Source organism: Namhaeicola litoreus, from assembly GCF_042679565.1.
GTDB lineage: Bacteria > Bacteroidota > Bacteroidia > Flavobacteriales > Flavobacteriaceae > Namhaeicola > Namhaeicola litoreus.
Map to the genome: position 1 here is coordinate 48947 of NZ_JBHTMY010000003.1, position 19379 is coordinate 68325.

Genomic DNA, 19379 nt, shown 5'->3' on the forward strand with positions numbered 1-19379 from the left:
CCTGGAATTAATATCCGGGATTTTTTATGTCAGAATATTTGAATATCTATTTTTGTGCGTGTTAAATAAAAAATTAAGAATGAAGAAAATAATTATCGTTTGCTTGTTTGCCTTGATAGCTTGTCATAAATCCGATGTGAAGGAGGATGGCAAAAAGGTTTCTGTCCAGGAAGTTTTAGATTCAAACTTAAAAAAAGTGTTTGAAAAGAATGAATTAATGGGTATGTCTGTTGTGCTTATCAAAAATGGCAACCCTGTATTTAAGGGTAATTACGGAGTTGCAAATGATGAACTAGAATTACCTGTTACAGATAAAACGGTTTTTCGAATTGCATCAATTTCAAAGACATTTACAGCCATCGCAGTGATGCAATTGTTCGAGCAAGGAAAGTTGGACTTAGATAAGGATATGAGTGATTATTTAGGGTGGGAACTCAGGCATCCAAAATATCCCGAAAAAATAATTACAGCAAGACATTTACTCAGTCATACATCCGGTATTAGAGATGGAGAGGGGTCTTCTAATTTTTCTCGAAACATGTTTACAGATAATGTGCAGATCGCAGAATTGTTCCAGCCCAATGGAAAGTATTACACAGAAGATATGTTCGCACCTGAAGCACCGGGAACGTATTTCTCTTATACCAACTGCACTTGGGGCATTTTAGCAACAGTTGTCGAAAAATTAAGTGGGCAACGTTTTGATGTGTATTGTCGTGAAAATATATTCAAAGCAATGGGATTGGAAGCTGATTTTAACCCAGCCGAATTGCGTTCCTATGATCAATTGGCAGCTTTGTACCGGTTTGAGAATAACCAATGGACAGTTCAGGCAGATGATTATGGCGGACAAAAACCTTTGGAACGAGTTCCGTCAAATTATACACTTGGCAACAATGGTCTGCTTTTTGGTCCTCAGGGAAGTTTGCGATGTGCAGCTGAAGACTTAATCAAAACAACACAAATGTTCTTTAACGACGGAATAATCAATAACAATCCTATTCTCAAAAAGGAAACAGTAAATTTAATGCTCAGTGACCAATGGACATACAATGGATCTAACGGTGATACTTGGGAGGATTTCTTTTTGTCGTATGGATTTGGTATTCATCGCACTTTAGATCAAACAAAGGCAGATGTCATTTTTCCGGGTATTAAAATGACCGGACATCCGGGAATCGCCTATGGTTTGCTCAGCGATATGTATTTCGATAAAGCCACAAAAACAGGGGTTATTTTTATTACCAACGGTAGCAAAAACAATTTTCAATACGGTCAGAATTCAACATTTTATCAAGTAGAGGAAGATGTTTTTGAAGCGATCTATCCATTGCTGAATTCCTTTTAAGAAAAAATGTGATTACTCATTCAATTGTCGTGACGATTCCATCGAATTCCATTAATTTTGCCGCATGAGAAATAAAAGAACGAGGCAGATCTTTGAGAAGGTTTTGGTAACGGATGCGGCAGCCAAAGGTAAATCCATTGCCAAATCTCCCGATGGAAGGGTGATATTCTTAACAAATGCAGTTCCTGGAGACGTGGTGGATGTTGAGGTTTTTAAGAAAAGAAAAGCCTATTACGAAGGAAAAGTAGTGCAATTCCATAGCTTATCAGACAAGCGAACTGATCCTGTATGTGAGCATTTTGGCGTTTGCGGAGGCTGTAAATGGCAAAATATGAAGTATGAGGAACAGCTCAGTTTTAAACAAAATGAAGTTGTGAATCATCTCAAAAGGATTGGTCATGTAGACATACAAGAAATTTTGCCTATTCAAGGTTGTCAAGAGGTTTATTTTTATAGAAATAAAATGGAATTTTCTTTTTCTGATGCGAGGTGGTTAACCCCTGAAGAAATCGCAAAAGGAGGTGAAATCGATAGTAAATTTGCCTGTGGATTTCATATCCCCAAAATGTGGGATAAGATTTTAGATATAGAAAAATGTCATCTTCAAGAAGATCCTTCAAATGCCATTAGAAACGAAATCAAGCGTTTTGCCATCCAAAATGGATTGACATTCTTCAACCCCAGAAAACAGGAAGGATTGCTCCGTACTCTCATGATCAGAATCAGCGCTACAGGCGAGATGATGGTTGTTGTTCAATTTTTCAAAGAGGAGAAAGAAAACCGTGAAAAATTGCTCGGTTATGTGGCAGAAAAATTTCCTGAAATTACCTCATTGCAATATGTGGTCAATGAAAAGGGAAATGATACGATTTATGATCAGGATGTCGTTCTTTTCAAAGGGAGAGATCATATTTTTGAAGAAATGGAAGGTTTGAAATTTAAAATTAACGCCAAATCATTTTATCAAACCAATTCGGCACAGGCCTATGAATTGTATAAAATTACACGAGATTTTGCCGATTTAAACGGCGATGAAATTGTGTATGATTTGTATACCGGCACGGGAACAATCGCCCAGTTTGTGGCAAAAAAATCAAAAAAAGTAATTGGTGTAGAATCTGTGCCTGAAGCCATTATGGATGCCAAAGAAAATGCCAATAGAAACAACATCGATAACACGGTATTTTATGTTGGCGATATGGCTAAAATTTTTACTTCTGATTTTATTGCGCAAAATGGTCATCCTGATGTAATTATTACAGATCCCCCAAGAGATGGTATGCATAAAAATGTGGTGAATCAGATCTTAGAAGTACTGCCGGAAAAGATTGTATATGTCAGTTGCAATTCTGCAACACAAGCAAGAGATTTGGAATTGATGAAGGAAGCTTATGATGTTGTGAAATCTCAGGCTGTGGATATGTTCCCACAAACTCACCATGTAGAAAATGTTGTACTTCTGCAAAGGAAAGTTTAATGGCTGCCATGTATTGCTTAAAATTTAATTATTTTCGTGTCGTATGATACCCATATCAAAATCTTTTTTCGACAAAAGAATCTTGCTTCTAGCTTTGGCCTGCTTGTTTTTTTCATGTGAAAATGATGATATCTGTGTTGAGCCAAATACACCCCGTCTGATCATTCGATTTTATGATATAGATAATCCGGAAAGCAAAAAGGCAGTACCTTTTTTGGGTATAAAAGTAGATGGTCAGGAAGATTTCTATGTGGATAGTGGAATTTCACAATCACCTGACTCTGTTGTTGTTCCTCTCGAAGTGGTCAAGGATCTAACAACGATCAAATTGATCAAATTTGGTACAGATGCACTTGAAGAAAATGATGAAGAGGATGAAATTGAATTGAGTTATGGAAGAGACGAGGAATTTGTCTCTCAATCTTGTGGTTTCCGGATCATTTATACGAATGTTAAAAGTTCTAATTCAGCAAATAATACTTGGGTCAAACAAGTCGAACCAATTTCAGATTCATTAAATATTATTGATGAAAGCAAGCATCACATTAAGATTTATCATTAGTAGTTTCCTATTCTTTTTCGCAATACAAGCGATAGGACAAGAAAAGGAGATAGACTCTGTAAAATTCAAAAACCGATATGGTTTGAGAGTGGGAGTAGATCTTTTTACGCCGGTCTATGGCTTATTCGATGAAGATCGTCAGGGTTTTGAGGTGGTGGCTGATTACCGGGTTGCCAAAAGGTTTTGGATAGCTGGGGAAATGGGCTATTTAGATAAACTGGTAAAAGAAGATCTTTATAATTACAATACGAGTGGAGGCTATTTTAAAGTGGGCGCAGATTTTAACGCTTATCAAAATTGGCCCGGCATGGAAAATATGATCGTAGTCGGTTTTCGTTATGGTTTGAGTACTTATAGTCAGACACTTAATGAATATACGTTTAATTCTGATCCCTATTTGCCCTATGAAACGATAGATCAGTCTGTTGATTACGATAACTTAAGTGCTCAATGGCTGGAGTTAGTACTGGGGCTAAAAGTAGAAGTATTGCACAATGTATATTTAGGCGCTATGTTTAGCGGAAAAACATTACTCACAGCTTCTGATATAGATGGTTTTAAAAATATGTTTGCCCCGGGCTTTAATGGAATCTCTACAAACGGATATGGCTTCGGATTTAGTTATACATTGTCTTACCTCATTCCACTTTACAAAAAATAAGTTTTATCTTTAGTCTTCAAATACTTAAAAAAGATGCAAAATATTCCAAGTGTTGATCTTTCCGACTTTTTATCAGAAGATCCCAAAAGAAAAAAGAAGTTTGTTGATGCCATTGGAAAGGCCTATGAAGAAATTGGTTTTGTCGCGCTAAAAGGCCATTTTTTATCTGATGAATTGACTGAAAATTTGTACAAGGAGGTGAAAGCATTCTTTAATTTGCCTGAAGAGCAAAAGAAGAAATATGAAATACAGGGATTGGCAGGTCAAAGAGGATATACTTCTTTCGGAAAAGAATCGGCAAAGGGCTTTAAAGATGCCGACTTAAAAGAGTTTTGGCATTTTGGTCAAGACACAAAGTTTAATAAGGAAATTAAAGATCCCTACCCCGAAAATGTTGAGGTCAAAGAAGTGCCTGGCTTTAATACCGTAGGTAAAACTACTTACCAACAACTTGAAAAAACTGCCATTTATGTATTGCGTGCTTTGGCAGTTTATCTGGGTTTGGAAGAAACATATTTTGATCATTATGTCATAGGAGGAAATAGTATTTTAAGACCGATACATTATCCTCCAATTATTGGTGAGCCAAAAGGAGCAGTTAGAGCAGCTGAACACGGGGATATCAATTTAATTACCTTATTGATGGGTGCTTCTGCTTCAGGTCTGGAGGTAAAAAATAAAGCGGGCGAATGGATTCCTGTTACAGCATTACCCGAACAACTCGTGGTAAATGTAGGAGATATGCTCCAACGATTAACCAACAATAAACTGAGGTCTACCATCCATCGCGTAGTAAATCCACCTAGAGAAGAATGGGGTAATTCTCGCTATTCCATTCCATTTTTTACACATCCAAAAAGTGAAATGTCGCTCAATTGTCTGGAAATATGTATCGATGAAAATAACCCAAAGGCCTACGACGACATAACGGCGGGTGAGTATTTAAATGAGCGTTTACGAGAATTAGGTCTATTAAAATGAAAAATCAAAAACTCATTTTCTCCTTTTTATCCTATGGCGTTTTTTTGATCATAATCGGACTATTAGGTTACTTTTTTGAATGGAGGAATGCCACAATATTTTTAGGATTAGGCTTTGTTTTTGAGTTAATGGCGCTGATCTTATTTGCCTGGAAAAAAGTGAGAAAGAACAGTTGATAAATCGGTATAACATGGGTAAAAAGAAATTAAATAGTTTGGAAGATCTTGGTGGTTTTGTGTTTTCTACAAATAAAGAACTAAATTATAACGATGATGATCAAGACTTAATTGAAACACTGCCACCTTCAGAACAATTGCTCGAAGCTCACTTTTCTAATAAAAATAGGGCAGGAAAGACGGTCACGATCATCAAGGGTTTTGTCGGAAAAGAGGAAGATCTGAAAGACCTCGCAAAGTTGATCAAAACAAAATGCAGCGTTGGCGGAACAATAAAAGAAGGAGAAATCATGATCCAGGGAAATTTTCGGGAGAAAGTGATGGAGATCTTGAAAAAGGAAGGGTATAAAGTGAAGAGAGTTGGCGGTTAAATAGAAGGATATGGTTAGAATAATTGAACCTTCTGAATTGATACTCAATCCGGATGGAAGTATATATCATCTCAATTTATTGCCCCATCAAATAGCGCATAAAATTATTTTTGTTGGTGATCAGGATAGAGTCCCACTTGTGAGTAAGCATTTTAGTGACATCGATTTTGAAACACAAAAGAGAGAATTCAGAACGTGTACAGGCTGGTTTAATGGTGAAAGAATTACGGTGATATCAACAGGAATTGGTCCTGATAATATTGATATCGTCTTGAATGAATTAGATGCTCTGGTCAACATTGATTTTAAATCCCGAAGTTCTAAAAAAGAACTGACGAGCCTCCAAATTGTAAGAATAGGGACCTCGGGTTCAATTCAGGAAAAAATCCCCGTAGACAGTTTTGTGATGGGAACTTTTGGTCTCGGTTTTGATGGATTGCTTCATGCCTACAAGGCAGAACATATTTTTCAAAAAGAATTGACACAGGCCTTTATTAAACATACAAATTACGATCAAAAGAAGGCGGAACCTTACATTACAGCTGGAAGTAAATTATTGATGACAAAACTCTCTTCCGAAATAGTTTTTCAAGGGATCACAGCAACAGCAAATGGGTTTTATGGTCCGCAAGGAAGAATGCTTAGATTAGCGACAAAGGACAAATCGCTCAATGATAAATTAGCTGATTTTTCTTACCACGGATTAAAAATATGTAACCTCGAAATGGAAACTTCGGCCATTTATGGTCTTTCCAATTTAATGGGACACGAAGCTATAAGCCTCAATGCCATCATAGCAAATAGGGCGAATAAAACATTTTCTGACCAGCCTCGAAAAACAATCGAAAAACTAATCAAATACACTTTAGATAAACTGACAATTTAGATCGATGACCATGCAATATTTAACAATATTTAACGTTTAATAATAAATTGCTTGATATTCTGTTTAATTCTAAATTGATTTATAATGAAAAAGTTTACCTATTTTGTGATCGCTATCCTAGCCTCTGTAAGCCTAAGTTCTTGCGGTGCCAGCAGTAGCAGTTGTGTCTCCTCTGAATATCAAATCAAAAATATAAAATTCGAAAACCAACAGGTTGTGCTTACTGACGAGTATATACAAGCTGAAGATAAAGTGAATTAAACCACTTTAGATCGAAGTAAAAAAGACTGCACATAGACGAGTGCAGTCTTTTTTTTTGCAAAAAACAAAGAAATACTTGTCAGAGTAAGTAGACTTTGTAATTTTGCACAAACCATCACACATGTCAAAAACCAAGTATATTTTTGTTACAGGAGGAGTGAGTTCTTCTCTTGGAAAAGGTATCATTGCGGCTTCATTGGCCAAATTACTTCAATCGAGTGGATTTCGAGTGACCATTCAAAAATTAGATCCCTATATCAACATTGATCCAGGAACATTAAATCCTTATGAACACGGTGAGTGTTTTGTAACAGATGATGGTGCAGAGACAGATTTGGATTTGGGGCATTATGAAAGATTCTTAAATATTGCTACTTCCCAAGCCAATAATGTAACAACCGGAAGAATATACCAAACTGTCATAAACAAAGAGCGTAAAGGCGATTTTCTAGGTAAAACAGTTCAGATAATTCCGCATATCACAGATGAGATCAAAAGAAGGATCCAGATTTTAGGGAAAACCGGCGATTTTGATATTGTAATCACAGAAATTGGAGGAACAGTTGGTGATATAGAGTCACTTCCTTATATAGAGGCTGTTCGTCAGTTGCAATGGGATTTAGACAAAGAGAATGCGATAGTCATTCATCTCACTTTAATTCCATACTTGGCAGCAGCAGGAGAATTAAAAACAAAACCAACCCAACATTCAGTCAAAGAATTAATGCAAAGTGGGGTAAGTCCGGATATATTGGTATGCAGAACTGAATATCCTTTACATGAAGGACTCAGAAAGAAACTCGCACTTTTTTGTAATGTGACACAAGATGCCATTATTGAATCCATAGATGCTGATACAATCTACGATGTGCCTAATTTGATGCTTCAGGAAGGCTTAGACAAGGTGGTTTTGAAAAAATTGGGCTTGATTGCACAAAAGTCTCCGAAATTAGACCAGTGGAATGAGTTTCTTAGAAAATTTAAAAATCCCAAAGAAACGGTTGAAATTGGTCTGGTGGGTAAATACGTAGAATTGCAAGATGCGTATAAATCGATTATCGAAGCTTTAGGACATGCCGGTGCTCAAAACGAAACAAAAGTGAATATAAAATTTATTCATTCAGAAGATCTTGTTCCATCTGAGGTACCTGAGTTGCTCAAAGGGTTGAATGGTGTACTGGTTGCACCTGGATTTGGCGATAGAGGGACAGAAGGTAAAATAGAAGCGATCAGATACGTGCGTGAAAACAAAATCCCTTTTTTAGGCATTTGTTTGGGTATGCAAATGGCCGTGATAGAATTTGCAAGAAATGTACTAAACCTCAAAAATGCCAATTCTGTTGAAATGAATCCCAGAACACCCTATCCGGTGATCAATTTGATGGAAGATCAGAAAAAGATCACAGAAAAAGGAGGTACAATGAGATTGGGCGCTTGGGATTGTAAACTGGATAAAAATTCTAAAGTTTATAAAGCTTATAGTACAGATTTTATCAGCGAAAGACATAGACATAGATACGAATACAATAATGAGTTTTTTGAAGATTTTCAAAATAACGGACTTGTAGCTACGGGTGTGAATCCTGATACCGGTTTGGTCGAAATTGTTGAAATCCCTGATCACCCATGGTTCATTGGTGTTCAATATCACCCAGAATATAAGAGTACGGTGCTAAATCCGCATCCACTGTTTGTGGCATTTATAAAAGCAAGTGTAGACAATAAATAAAAAAAGAGGTGATGTTTTTACATCACCTCTTTTTATTTCATAAGCACTGCTGTTATTAATTAGCAGCAATTTCTTTTAAGTCCATTTTACATTTCGGACAAGTGGTTGCTTCGCTATACGTTTTATCTTCCTCACATTTCATCGGACATTGATAAACATGGGCAGTTTGTTCTTCTGTAGCTTCTGCAGAAGTCTCTTCATTTACCACTGTTTCTTCAACTTCGGTAACTTCAACTTCTTTTACTTCTTCAGTTTTGGCTGCTTCTTTGTTACTTTCTTTACAAGATGTAAAGCTTATAAACACAATAGAAAACAAAATTAAGATGGATAATTTTTTCATAAAATACATTTTTTTTAGAGTAGCAAAAGTAAATAATAAATCTTGATTTTATCTGAAGTATTAACTTGTTTTACCTATGGAATTAATTCTATCAGGTCGAAGAGTTCAGGGATTTCTGCATTCCAGTTCAAATTTTCCTTTAGCTTTGTTTGCAAGGCTACTGACGCATCTTTCTCTCCGTGAATGAGGAATATTCGTTCAGGTTGATTTTTTAATTCAGTTAACCAACTCAAAAGTTCATCTTGATCTGCATGTGCAGAAAGACCTTCAATTTCTGCTACTTTCATCTTAAAGGGTACGGTTTTTCCAAATATTTTTATTTCTTGATCGCCCTCTAATAATTTTCTACCTCTGGTTCCGTCAGCTTGAAAACCAACAAAAAGCAAAGTATTTTTCTCGTTTTGGGCTTGTGTTTCCAGATAATTTAATATTCTACCACCTGTTAACATGCCGCTACCTGCAATCACAATTTTTGGTTCAACATGATCTCGATATTCCATCGTTTCTCTAAAACTACTTACAATTTTGAATTCCTTGCACACCTCGTAAAAAGTAGATTCGGTTAATCTGTGCCAATCTCTGGTTCGCGAAAAAAGTTCCAATACACTCAAGCCCATGGGGCTGTCGACAATCATTGGGATTTTTGGAATTTTATTTTCTTTACTCAATTGATGCAAAATAACCATCATGAGCTGGGCGCGTTCTACCGAAAAACTAGGTATAAAAACACTGCCACCTTTGTCAATAGTTTCATTGACTAAATTTTCTATAAGTGGAATTACTTCGAGTTCTTCAGGATGTAATTTGCCGCCATAGGTACTCTCCAAAAATAAAAAATCAACTTTTTTAGGTTTTAGCGGAGGGTAAAGTAATAAGTCGTTTGTTCTACCAATATCACCCGAAAAGACAAATCTTTTGCCCGATAATTCAATTTCAATAAAAGTGGCACCCAAAATATGTCCGACATAGGTAAATCTGACTTTCATATCTTTTTTGAGGTCTATCCATCTTGAGGGAGGAATTGCTCTAAAATAACTGTTCACATTATTTGCCTCTTTAATGGTGTACAAGGGTTTAGCGGGCCGATGTTTTGAATAATGTTCTTCATTGGCGCGTTTCGCCTCTTTCTCATTAATGTTGGCCGTGTCATTTAAAATTATTTTTGTGATATCAATCGTTGGATTTGTGGCTAAGATTTTTCCCTTAAAACCATATTTTACCAATAGAGGTAAGTAACCGGTATGGTCTAAATGGCCATGGGTTAATAATACAAGATCAATTTTTGATGCTGGGACGTTAAGAGGATGCCAGTTTAATTCGCGCAATTGCTTTTCCCCTTGAAATAATCCACAATCTACCAAAATACGATAATCTCCTGTAGAGAGTAAGAATTTAGATCCTGTGACAGTTCCAGCAGCACCGAGGAATTGAATTTGAACAGACATATATAAGGTAATATTACCTTAAAATTAGTCAAAAAAATGAAAGCGATAACAATTAGGGTATTTTATCGGAGGCTGATCCGTCCTCGAAGGGGGGATGAAGGTGAAGGTCAGTTTGGAGTTGGTCTAATTAAGTGCGCTAAAAAAAATTACTCATAAATAGGGCAACTGCCAAAATGATTACCAATATTTTATCTAAAAATTGAATCATGGAACAAATTTACGCAGAACCTCGATAAATCAATTTTAAGGAATTGTTAAATTTCTAAATAATCCAAGCGGATTAATAGGGAATTACACAGGAAGGTGCTTAAATGGATAATTTTCCGTGTTTGTAATAAAACGCAGGTAGCAAAACAATAAGTAAGAGAGGGTGAATCAGAAACCTTCTCACATAAAAGACGAAAAGATAACCATCTTTTAACTCACCATTGAGGATAACGAAATAAGCAAAGCTTAAACATAAAAAAGCCACTCCGTAAAATTTTATAGAAAATCGGATAAGATTTTGGTCTTTAAATGTTAGCCAAATAATTCCAATAGAGGCAATGGTATTAATTAAAAATCTCAAAAAAAGGTGAAAAAATAACTTTAAACTATTGTATTTAGGTATGGGTTCAGATAAATAATCGTGATCGAAATAAGTGAGAAAAGGATCGTAAAAAATACGATTGGCCAAAGATCTAAATCCTACTAAAAAAATAAAGAGCAATATCAAAAGAAGGATACTAGTTTTTCTGTTCATTTTTTAACTCTTTGTAATGAGAAAAATATTTTACCCAAACAACCCACAATAGAAAAATATAACCATAGATTATAGCAGGAAACATGAGATCGTGCCAAAATGTTCTGTATTCGGGAAATCGCTGATATAGCACGGCGATCAAAAAAATACGCATGACATTGACCAAATAAATCGTCACAGCACCAAATAAACCGTAAAAAAAGGTGTCTTTGACACTGCCTTTAAAGGCAATGATAAAGGCTAAAAATAAAATAATGATACTCACAGAATTACAACCTTCAACAACATTGATCACATGTTGACCGTTTAATCGAAAAGCGATTGATAATTCATCAATATTTTGTTCTACACTGCTACTAAAACCAAAGATTTCGGCAGCAACAGATACATGATCGGCAACTTGCCGTGTAATGGGTGCACAAGAAAAAATACCAGCGCTTTTTTGTGTTTTGGATAAATAGAAGGAATACATTCCTGTGAGCAAAAAATAAGTCACAAAAAATTTTATCAGGAATATGATAATAGTTTTATTTTTGCTCAACGATCGAAGATTAGATTTCCAAAATTATAAAACGTATGCAACTAAAGCAACTAGAATTACAAGTTTCTCAGATAATGAAAGAAATGGTTTCCGATAATGAGAAACTAGACGCGATATGTGAACTTTTACAAAGTAAAGTTCCTTATTATAATTGGGTGGGATTCTATTTTGTGAACGGAGATAGGAAAGAATTAAAATTGACGAATTTTGTTGGAAAGCCAACTGAGCACACATTGATCCCTTTCGGCAAGGGAATCTGCGGACAAGTAGCTGTAAGCAATAAAAATTTTGTTGTGCAGGATGTGACAGAGCAAGATAATTATATTTCTTGTGGATTCGACGTCAAATCAGAAGTGGTCATACCCATCTTTAAAAATGGAAAAAATATTGGCCAAATCGACATTGACTCTCACCATACAGCTCCATTTTCTGAAGAAGATGAACGATTTTTAGAATTCGTTTGCACTCAGGTATCACAACTCGACTTAGCGCATTTGATCTAAATTATTCTCGATTTTACGGATGATTTTTTCAGTATTTGATTGGTTTAATTACACCTGAAAAAACTGATATAATGTTGCTAAAAAAAATGGTTTAGTTTCTTACGTTAAAGCCGAGTGATTTACTACTTTTGCAAAAAATATCGTTAAAGCATAAAAAATGGTGGAGTCAAAAAGAATCAAATCAGCCTTAATTTCAGTTTTTCATAAAGATGGTTTAGCCCCAATTGTGAAAAAGCTGAATGATTTAGGAGTAACCTTGTATTCGACTGGTGGAACAGAAAGTTTTATTAGAGAAATGGGAATAGATGTAGTACCTGTTGAAGATTTGACTTCATATCCGTCTATTCTTGGAGGACGTGTAAAAACATTACATCCAAAAGTTTTTGGTGGGATTTTGGGACGTAGAGAATTGGCCGGAGATATTAAACAAATGAAAGATTACGAAATCCCTGAACTGGATGTTGTTATCGTAGATTTGTACCCATTCGAAAAAACGGTAGAGAGCGGGGCGTCTGAACAAGATATCATAGAGAAAATTGATATTGGAGGTATTTCTTTGATTAGAGCAGCAGCAAAAAACTTTAATGATGTGATCTGCGTTTCATCAATGCAACAATACGATGAATTTCTTACATTAATTTCTGAGAATAAAGGCGCATTAAAATTAGAAGATAGAAAGCGTTTCGCGGCAAAAGCTTTTGCAGTATCCAGCGCTTATGACACTGCCATATTTCATTATTTGAATAAAGATGAACTTTCTTTTAGAAAAAGTTTTGATGAAGTAAGTGTGTTGAGGTATGGTGAAAATCCGCATCAGAAAGGATATTTTTATGGCGATTTGAATGCCCTGTTTGATAAATTACACGGTAAAGAATTGTCCTATAACAATTTGTTGGATGTAGACGCAGCAGTCCAATTGATGAATGAATTTAGAGGAGAAGCGCCAACTTTCGCCATTTTAAAACACAATAATGCTTGTGGCTTAGCACAAAGAGCTACAATTGCAGAGGCATACAGAGATGCTTTGGCAGGTGATCCTGTGTCGGCTTTTGGTGGCATATTAATCAGTAATACTGAAATTGATATGGCAACTGCAGAATTGATTCACGAATTGTTCTGTGAAGTGGTGATCGCACCCTCTTATACCAGCGAAGCTTTAGCGTTATTAAAAAAGAAAAAGAATCGAATCATTTTGATTCAAAAAGATGTTGAGTTGCCCAATATTCAGTATAGAACAGCTTTAAATGGGATGCTTTCTCAAGAAAAAGATAGTGTTACAGATTCAGCTTCTCAATTGGTGCAAGTAACCAAAAAGACAACCACACCTTCAGAGATAGATGATTTACTGTTTGCTTCAAAGATTTGTAAGCATACAAAATCAAATACCATTGTGTTGGTAAAGAACAAGCAACTTTGTGCAAGTGGAACCGGTCAAACATCACGGGTAGATGCCTTAAACCAGGCTGTTGCTAAAGCAGAATCATTTAAGTTTGACCTAAAAGGGGCTGTAATGGCGAGCGATGCATTTTTTCCATTCCCTGATTGTGTGGAAATTGCACATAAGGCGGGGATCTCTGCAGTAATTCAACCCGGAGGATCCATCAATGACAAATTGAGTGTTGATTATTGCGACGCGAACGGAGTGAGTATGGTTCTTACAGGTGTGAGACACTTTAAACATTAATTTTCTTTTTTAAGGAAAGAATCCGTTTATCATCCCTCTTTAACCTTTGATTATTAGCTAATTTTATTACATTTGTTTGCAAACGAATTAATTTTTAAACAAACGAACTTCTATGGGTTTTTTTGACTTCATGACCGAGGATATTGCTATCGATCTTGGTACGGCGAATACATTGATCATTCACAAGGGCAAGGTGGTAATAGATAGTCCATCGATTGTGGCAAAAGATAGGATATCTGGGAAAATAATTGCCATTGGCCATGAAGCCAATCTGATGCAAGGGAAAACCCATGAGAATATTAAAACGATTCGTCCATTAAAGGATGGTGTCATTGCAGACTTTGAGGCATCAGAACAAATGATTCGGGAGTTTATTAGAAAAATTCCAACCATAAAGAATCGTTTTTTTCGTCCATCTTTGAGAATGGTAATTTGCATTCCATCAGGTATCACCGAGGTTGAAAAAAGAGCGGTACGAGATAGTGCCGAGCAAATGAATGCCAAAGAAATCTATTTGATCTATGAACCAATGGCCGCAGCAATTGGGATAGGGATTGATATAATGCAGCCTAAAGGGAATATGATTATCGATATCGGAGGTGGAACTACTGAAATTGCGGTAATTGCCTTGAGTGGCATTGTTTGCGATAAATCTGTAAAAGTAGCCGGAGACGTGTTTACCAATGATATTGCAATGTATTTACGTACCCAGCACAACTTATTTATTGGAGAAAGTACGGCTGAAAAAATAAAGATTGAAATCGGTGCAGCAACTGAAGATCTGGATAGTCCACCTGAAGATATATTAATTCAGGGTAGAGATTTGTTAAGTGGAAAGCCTAAACAAACGAAAGTGAGTTATAGAGAAATTGCGAAAGCACTTGAGAAATCTATCCTTAGGATTGAAGACGCTGTCATGGAAACACTTTCTCAAACACCACCGGAGTTGGCATCAGATATCTATAATACAGGTATATATTTAGCCGGAGGCGGATCGATGCTAAGGGGTTTAGATAAAAGACTTTCTAGAAAAACGGATTTGCCTGTTTATGTGGCAGATGATCCACTAAGAGCCGTAGTGCGTGGTACCGGAATCGCCTTAAAAGACATCGAAAAATACAAAAGTGTATTGATGAAATAGAAAAAAGACCTTGGTCAAATGCAACAATTAATATCCTTCTTCTATAGAAATAAAAATTTCTTATTTTTCGTTTTCTTGGAAGGACTAGCCATTTTTTTTACCATTCAAAGTCATTCTTTCCATACCAGTAAGTTTGTAAATTCTGCAAACGCCATCACAGGAGGTATTTACAAAAAAGTCAATAGTTTCAGAGAATTCTTGCATTTGAGAGAAGAAAATGAAATCCTTGCTCAGGAAAATGTTTATTTAAGAAACCAGATAGGAAAGAGTATAGCTGAAAATTTAGATACGGAAAGCCTTAAAAAGGATAGCCTTGCCTATGGTAGACAAAAGTATTTTTATTATTCAGCTGAGGTCATAAATAATGAGTTTAACAAGAGTAATAATTACATCACCATCAGTTCTGGAAGCAAGAAGGGTATTGCCCCCGATATGGGAGTGATCAATAATAAAGGAATTGTTGGAATTACAAAAAGTGTTTCCGAAAATTACGCCACCATCCTATCTGTATTAAATGTAAATGCAAAGATTAATGTAAAAATAAAACGTACGGATCATTTTGGAACTTTGAGTTGGAATACAAAAGATTATACCAAAGTTCAGTTACAAGATTTACCCATTCAGGCAAAAATTAGGGTGGGTGACACGGTAGTGACAGGAGGTAAATCTGTTATTTTTCCCAAAGGAATTCCTGTGGGTGTTATCAGTGATTTTGTTGTTGAAAGTAATAACTATTCTCTTGTGAATATTTCATTATTTAACGATATGACCTCGCTGGGCTATGTGGAGGTCATCAAAAATTTTGATAAAGAAGAAATTTTAAACCTTGAAGAAAGATCTTTAAATGAATAGAGAAATATTGAATAATGTTTTACTGTTTATCAGCTTGATATTACTTCAGGTAGTTGTGCTCAATAATATAAATTTTTTGGGTTACATCAACCCAATGCTTTATATCCTATTCATTTTTTTTTATCCGGTTAAAAAATTAGATAGCACTTTTTTGATTTTGAGTTTTTTATTGGGTTTGTGTATCGATTTTTTTGCCAATTCCGGAGGGGTAAATGCTGCGGCCACATTATTTATTGCATATATCAGAATTCCCGTGATCAAGGGTGTTTTGGGGAAAACGGAGTTAGATTTGACCGCGTTTTCATTTAGAAAGTTAAAGTTCGGTAATATGTTAACGATATTATTTGTGCTGACCTTGATTCATCACTTTATCGTTTTTCAACTGGAATATTTTAGGTTGGATAATTTTTTCGGGATACTCATAAAAACGTTTTTAACGAGTATTTTTACCTTGGTCCTATTATTGTTGAGTTTTATATTTTTTTCAAAAGGGAAATAATATGCCTAGAAGTTTTTTGGTTTATGTGTTGATATTATTTGTGGGAATCGCTTATGTGGGTAGACTTTATTTTTTACAGATACATGATGACTCTTATAGGCAATCACCTTTAAATAATAGCGCGGTTACCGTAAAATATGTATATCCTAATCGTGGATTTATTTACGACAGGAATGGCGTTTTGTTGGTTGCCAATAAATCCTCTTATGATGTAATGATTGTACCGAAAGATGTAAAGCCTTTAGATACAGTCGGTTTTTGCGAGATGCTTAAAATTGATAAAGAGGAGTTTATTAAAAGGTTTCATAAAGCAAAAAATTATAGCCCTAGAATTCCTTCCGTTTTTGTACCTCAAGTTTCTAAGGAAGATTATGCTTATCTGCAAGAAAAAATGTACAAATTCAAGGGGTTTTATATCCAAAAAAGATTTATAAGAGAATACCCCATTCAAACGGCTCCAAACGTATTTGGTTATCTCAGTGAAGTAAATGAATCAATTTTAAAAAACAGACCCTATTATCAACTGGGAGAATTGATCGGTTATCAGGGGATAGAAAAAGAATATGAAGAGCTCCTTAGAGGAAAAAAAGGAGTACAATATGTTCAGAAAAACAGGTTTAATAATGAGATTGGGGCATATAAAAATGGTATTTATGATACGCTTCCGGTACCTGGTCAAGACCTAACTTTATCCTTAGATATCGCTCTTCAATCTTATGTCGACAAACTAATGCAAAATAAGAGAGGGGGCGTTGTGGCGATTGAGCCTTCTTCTGGAGAGATTTTGACATTAGCAACTTACCCAACCTATAATCCGGACATGCTGGTTGGAAGAGAACGCTCTAAAAATACAGTAAGGCTCTTTAACGACACCATCAGTAAACCAATGTTGGATAGGAGTTTACAAGCGCAATACCCTCCTGGATCACCTTTTAAAATTTTAAATGGTCTAATCGGACTGCAAGAGAATGTAATTACAGAAGAGACAGCTTTTTATTGCCATCATGGATATAGATACGGAAGCAGCGGTTTTATGGGATGCCATTGCGGGATGTCGGGTTATCCGATTCGATTAAATACTGGTGTTTTTAAATCTTGTAATGCCTATTTTGCCAATGTATATCGAAAGATCATTGAAAAGTATGACAACCCGGCTGAAGGGATGGATGTGTGGTCTAAACACGTACAGAGTTTTGGTCTTGGAAATTATTTGGGTTACGATTTACCTTCAGGTCAAAAAGGTTTGGTACCTGATGGAGCTTTTTATGATCGTTATTATCCCAATGGTAGATGGAGGTCTGTTACCACAATTTCTAATGCAATTGGTCAGGGTGAAATTCTCACCACTCCTATCCAATTGGCCAATATGACTGCAGCTATAGCGAACCGAGGATATTTTTACTCTCCTCATTTACTTAAAAAAATTGGAGATAGTACCAAAACAATACCCAAATTCACGAAGAGGAATTATACGACCATCAAACCGGAATATTTTGAACCTGTCATTGAAGGTATGTTTAACGTGTTTGAAATGGGGACGGCCAGAGCTTCAAGAATTGAAGGAATTGAAATTTGCGGGAAAACAGGAACGGCTGAGAATTTTTCGCGCGTAGGTGGAAAAAGAGTACAATTTACGGATCATTCCATATTTATAGCTTTTGCACCAAAAGATGATCCAAAAATTGCCATTGCCGTCTTTGTAGAAAATGGTTATTGGGGTGCTAGATGGGCAGCTCCTATCGCGAGTTTGATGATTGAGAAATATCTAACAGGTGAAGTAAAACGCGCTGCCTTGGAAAAGAGAATTATGGAAGGCAGTTTAGAAGAAGAATATCAGAAACAATTGCAAATAGAAAACTACGTTGCGGAGAAGAAATAATATATTTAAAGGAGTTGATTGGATTCTGATTATTTTTTATCTGATCCTGGTGTTTTTTGGTTGGATTACGATATATTCTGCTACCTATGTAGAAGGTCAAGCGTTTGTTTTTAATTTAAATTCAAATTACGGTCGGCAATTATTTTTTATTTTATTGAGTCTCGTGCTTATTTTAGTTGTTCTGGCAATTGACAGAAGGTTCTATGAGACATACAGTGGCGTGTTTTACTTGATTTCCATGCTCTCTCTTCTGGGCTTATTTGTTTTTGGAAAAAATATCAATGGGGCTACTTCCTGGTATAGCTTAGGGAGTTTTAGTTTGCAACCTTCAGAGTTTGCGAAAGCTGCTACTTGTCTAGCACTTGCCAATTTTTTAAATGAAAGAGGAAGGGATTTAAAGAAATTATCTACTCAGTTAAAGTCATTTGCGATTATATTGGTTCCGGCTGTCCTTATCACCTTGCAACCTGATCCTGGCTCGGCATTGGTATATGGTGCTTTGGTATTTGTGTTTTATGTATTTGGTTTACCTCTCTTTTATCTTATTATAGGCTTCTTAGCTGTGACACTGTTTTTGGTTACGCTCTATTTTGGTTATGGCGTTTCGCTTTTGATCACTTTTGGCTTGTTTACCCTTTTTTTCGTTGTTCTTTTTTATTACAACAAAGTCTACTTTCGCCATAACTGGATCGTTGTTGTTTCGATTTATTTGTTTTCAGCCTTATTTATTTTTAGCGTGGATTATGTATATAACAGTGTTTTTGAACAAAGACACAGAGACCGGTTCGATATTGTGATGGGCAAAAAGAAAGACGATCAAGGGATAGGATATAATACCAATCAGTCCATGATCACAATAGCTTCGGGAGGTATAACAGGAAAAGGGTTTTTGCAAGGAGACAGAACTCAGGGAGATTTTGTGCCAGAACAAGAAACAGATTATATTTTTAGTGCAGTAGGCGAAGAATGGGGTTTTTTGGGCTCCGCACTTGTTGTAATGGTATTTGTGCTTTTTCTTCTGCGATTGATCTATGTGGCAGAGCGTCAGAAATCAAGATTTAGCAAGGTCTATGCCTATTCTGTTTTGCTGATCTTCTTTTTTCACTTTACCATAAATATAGGGATGGTGATAGGATTGTTACCCACAATTGGAATTCCATTACCATTTTTTAGTTATGGTGGTTCCTCACTTTGGGGATTTACACTATTGCTGTTTATTTTGGTTAGACTTGATGCGGATAGAATATATGAATGGTAGGATCAAGAAGAAAAAATACTATGAACAAAAAAAGCAACCATAA

The 19379-nt window shown here is 35.8% G+C and carries 21 protein-coding genes; 17 read left to right on the forward strand and 4 right to left on the reverse strand.

Features of this window, described 5'->3' with window-relative positions; genetic code table 11:
- Window positions 1-79 precede the first annotated feature (79 nt).
- The 10 genes from ACFQ39_RS07455 (at window position 80) to ACFQ39_RS07500 (ending at window position 8452) form a co-directional block, all read left to right on the forward strand.
- Window positions 80-1348, forward strand: a complete 1269-nt coding sequence (locus tag ACFQ39_RS07455) for a serine hydrolase domain-containing protein (protein WP_377177641.1) — start codon at window positions 80-82, stop codon at window positions 1346-1348.
- A gap of 64 nt (window positions 1349-1412) precedes the next feature.
- Window positions 1413-2825 carry a 23S rRNA (uracil(1939)-C(5))-methyltransferase RlmD gene (gene rlmD / locus ACFQ39_RS07460; protein ID WP_377177643.1) on the forward strand — a complete coding sequence of 471 codons (1413 nt, stop codon included), beginning with the start codon at window positions 1413-1415 and terminating at the stop codon, window positions 2823-2825.
- A 43-nt stretch (window positions 2826-2868) separates the two neighbouring features.
- Entirely contained in the window at window positions 2869-3387 is a 519-nt protein-coding gene (locus ACFQ39_RS07465; RefSeq protein WP_377177644.1) for a DUF6452 family protein, read from the forward strand.
- On the forward strand, window positions 3353-4048 hold the full coding sequence (locus ACFQ39_RS07470; RefSeq protein WP_377177646.1) for a DUF6048 family protein: 696 nt from the start codon (window positions 3353-3355) through the stop codon (window positions 4046-4048). Before ACFQ39_RS07465 ends, ACFQ39_RS07470 begins: the two co-directional genes overlap by 35 nt.
- Before the next feature lie 33 nt (window positions 4049-4081).
- Window positions 4082-5029, forward strand: coding sequence for an isopenicillin N synthase family dioxygenase (locus ACFQ39_RS07475; protein ID WP_377177648.1), 948 nt, complete (start codon window positions 4082-4084; stop codon window positions 5027-5029).
- On the forward strand, window positions 5026-5205 hold the full coding sequence (locus ACFQ39_RS07480) for a hypothetical protein (protein WP_377177650.1): 180 nt from the start codon (window positions 5026-5028) through the stop codon (window positions 5203-5205). The genes ACFQ39_RS07475 and ACFQ39_RS07480 overlap by 4 nt, the downstream gene beginning before the upstream one ends.
- A 14-nt stretch (window positions 5206-5219) precedes the next feature.
- Window positions 5220-5576: a translation initiation factor gene (locus ACFQ39_RS07485; RefSeq protein WP_377177652.1), complete on the forward strand. Its 357-nt coding sequence runs from the start codon at window positions 5220-5222 to the stop codon at window positions 5574-5576.
- Window positions 5577-5595: 19 nt separating this feature from the next.
- Entirely contained in the window at window positions 5596-6462 is an 867-nt protein-coding gene (locus tag ACFQ39_RS07490) for a nucleoside phosphorylase (RefSeq protein ID WP_377179971.1), read from the forward strand.
- A gap of 84 nt (window positions 6463-6546) precedes the next feature.
- Window positions 6547-6723: a hypothetical protein gene (locus tag ACFQ39_RS07495; protein ID WP_377177654.1), complete on the forward strand. Its 177-nt coding sequence runs from the start codon at window positions 6547-6549 to the stop codon at window positions 6721-6723.
- A gap of 121 nt (window positions 6724-6844) precedes the next feature.
- Window positions 6845-8452: a CTP synthase gene (locus ACFQ39_RS07500; protein ID WP_377177656.1), complete on the forward strand. Its 1608-nt coding sequence runs from the start codon at window positions 6845-6847 to the stop codon at window positions 8450-8452.
- 55 nt (window positions 8453-8507) lie between these two features.
- Here ACFQ39_RS07500 and ACFQ39_RS07505 read toward each other — a convergent pair whose 3' ends face one another.
- The 4 genes from ACFQ39_RS07505 to xrtF all read right to left on the reverse strand — a co-directional run bounded on the left by ACFQ39_RS07505 (window position 8508) and on the right by xrtF (window position 11520).
- Complete coding sequence (locus ACFQ39_RS07505; protein ID WP_377177658.1) at window positions 8508-8792, reverse strand: heavy metal-binding domain-containing protein; 285 nt, start codon at window positions 8790-8792, stop codon at window positions 8508-8510.
- Window positions 8793-8866: 74 nt separating this feature from the next.
- Window positions 8867-10237, reverse strand: a complete 1371-nt coding sequence (locus tag ACFQ39_RS07510) for an MBL fold metallo-hydrolase RNA specificity domain-containing protein (protein ID WP_377177660.1) — start codon at window positions 10235-10237, stop codon at window positions 8867-8869.
- Between the two features lie 307 nt (window positions 10238-10544).
- Window positions 10545-10979, reverse strand: coding sequence for an exosortase F system-associated membrane protein (locus ACFQ39_RS07515; protein ID WP_377177662.1), 435 nt, complete (start codon window positions 10977-10979; stop codon window positions 10545-10547).
- On the reverse strand, window positions 10963-11520 hold the full coding sequence (xrtF, locus tag ACFQ39_RS07520) for an exosortase family protein XrtF (RefSeq protein WP_377177664.1): 558 nt from the start codon (window positions 11518-11520) through the stop codon (window positions 10963-10965). Before xrtF ends, ACFQ39_RS07515 begins: the two co-directional genes overlap by 17 nt.
- A gap of 35 nt (window positions 11521-11555) precedes the next feature.
- Here xrtF and ACFQ39_RS07525 point away from each other — a divergent pair, with 35 nt between their 5' ends.
- From ACFQ39_RS07525 to rodA, 7 genes are all read left to right on the forward strand, one after another.
- On the forward strand, window positions 11556-12023 hold the full coding sequence (locus ACFQ39_RS07525; RefSeq protein ID WP_377177666.1) for a GAF domain-containing protein: 468 nt from the start codon (window positions 11556-11558) through the stop codon (window positions 12021-12023).
- A 157-nt stretch (window positions 12024-12180) separates the two neighbouring features.
- Window positions 12181-13707, forward strand: a complete 1527-nt coding sequence (gene purH, locus ACFQ39_RS07530; protein WP_377177668.1) for a bifunctional phosphoribosylaminoimidazolecarboxamide formyltransferase/IMP cyclohydrolase — start codon at window positions 12181-12183, stop codon at window positions 13705-13707.
- Between the two features lie 112 nt (window positions 13708-13819).
- The gene (locus ACFQ39_RS07535) at window positions 13820-14848 is read left to right on the forward strand and encodes a rod shape-determining protein (RefSeq protein WP_377177670.1); all 1029 of its coding nucleotides are present in this window, start codon (window positions 13820-13822) and stop codon (window positions 14846-14848) included.
- Window positions 14849-14866: 18 nt separating this feature from the next.
- The gene (gene mreC, locus ACFQ39_RS07540) at window positions 14867-15700 is read left to right on the forward strand and encodes a rod shape-determining protein MreC (protein WP_377177672.1); all 834 of its coding nucleotides are present in this window, start codon (window positions 14867-14869) and stop codon (window positions 15698-15700) included.
- Window positions 15693-16199 (forward strand): rod shape-determining protein MreD, encoded by a 507-nt coding sequence (gene mreD / locus ACFQ39_RS07545; RefSeq protein ID WP_377177674.1) that lies wholly within the window; start codon window positions 15693-15695, stop codon window positions 16197-16199. Before mreC ends, mreD begins: the two co-directional genes overlap by 8 nt.
- Before the next feature lies 1 nt (window position 16200).
- Entirely contained in the window at window positions 16201-18078 is a 1878-nt protein-coding gene (mrdA, locus tag ACFQ39_RS07550) for a penicillin-binding protein 2 (protein ID WP_377177676.1), read from the forward strand.
- Complete coding sequence (rodA, locus tag ACFQ39_RS07555; protein WP_377177678.1) at window positions 18062-19336, forward strand: rod shape-determining protein RodA; 1275 nt, start codon at window positions 18062-18064, stop codon at window positions 19334-19336. Before mrdA ends, rodA begins: the two co-directional genes overlap by 17 nt.
- Window positions 19337-19379: the final 43 nt, after the last annotated feature.

Excerpts from the sequence above, each read along its gene's own strand:
- ACFQ39_RS07510 (WP_377177660.1), bottom strand. The coding sequence starts at position 10,237 with ATGTCTGTTCAAATTCAATTCCTCGGTGCTGCTGGAACTGTCACAGGA.
- ACFQ39_RS07515 (WP_377177662.1), bottom strand. The coding sequence starts at position 10,979 with ATGAACAGAAAAACTAGTATCCTTCTTTTGATATTGCTCTTTATTTTT.
- ACFQ39_RS07480 (WP_377177650.1), top strand. The coding sequence starts at position 5,026 with ATGAAAAATCAAAAACTCATTTTCTCCTTTTTATCCTATGGCGTTTTT.
- ACFQ39_RS07470 (WP_377177646.1), top strand. The coding sequence starts at position 3,353 with ATGAAAGCAAGCATCACATTAAGATTTATCATTAGTAGTTTCCTATTC.
- purH (WP_377177668.1), top strand. The coding sequence starts at position 12,181 with ATGGTGGAGTCAAAAAGAATCAAATCAGCCTTAATTTCAGTTTTTCAT.
- mrdA (WP_377177676.1), top strand. The coding sequence starts at position 16,201 with ATGCCTAGAAGTTTTTTGGTTTATGTGTTGATATTATTTGTGGGAATC.
- mreD (WP_377177674.1), top strand. The coding sequence starts at position 15,693 with ATGAATAGAGAAATATTGAATAATGTTTTACTGTTTATCAGCTTGATA.
- ACFQ39_RS07535 (WP_377177670.1), top strand. The coding sequence starts at position 13,820 with ATGGGTTTTTTTGACTTCATGACCGAGGATATTGCTATCGATCTTGGT.
- ACFQ39_RS07525 (WP_377177666.1), top strand. The coding sequence starts at position 11,556 with ATGCAACTAAAGCAACTAGAATTACAAGTTTCTCAGATAATGAAAGAA.
- rlmD (WP_377177643.1), top strand. The coding sequence starts at position 1,413 with ATGAGAAATAAAAGAACGAGGCAGATCTTTGAGAAGGTTTTGGTAACG.
- ACFQ39_RS07455 (WP_377177641.1), top strand. The coding sequence starts at position 80 with ATGAAGAAAATAATTATCGTTTGCTTGTTTGCCTTGATAGCTTGTCAT.
- ACFQ39_RS07475 (WP_377177648.1), top strand. The coding sequence starts at position 4,082 with ATGCAAAATATTCCAAGTGTTGATCTTTCCGACTTTTTATCAGAAGAT.
- ACFQ39_RS07505 (WP_377177658.1), bottom strand. The coding sequence starts at position 8,792 with ATGAAAAAATTATCCATCTTAATTTTGTTTTCTATTGTGTTTATAAGC.
- ACFQ39_RS07485 (WP_377177652.1), top strand. The coding sequence starts at position 5,220 with ATGGGTAAAAAGAAATTAAATAGTTTGGAAGATCTTGGTGGTTTTGTG.
- ACFQ39_RS07495 (WP_377177654.1), top strand. The coding sequence starts at position 6,547 with ATGAAAAAGTTTACCTATTTTGTGATCGCTATCCTAGCCTCTGTAAGC.
- ACFQ39_RS07500 (WP_377177656.1), top strand. The coding sequence starts at position 6,845 with ATGTCAAAAACCAAGTATATTTTTGTTACAGGAGGAGTGAGTTCTTCT.
- ACFQ39_RS07465 (WP_377177644.1), top strand. The coding sequence starts at position 2,869 with ATGATACCCATATCAAAATCTTTTTTCGACAAAAGAATCTTGCTTCTA.
- mreC (WP_377177672.1), top strand. The coding sequence starts at position 14,867 with ATGCAACAATTAATATCCTTCTTCTATAGAAATAAAAATTTCTTATTT.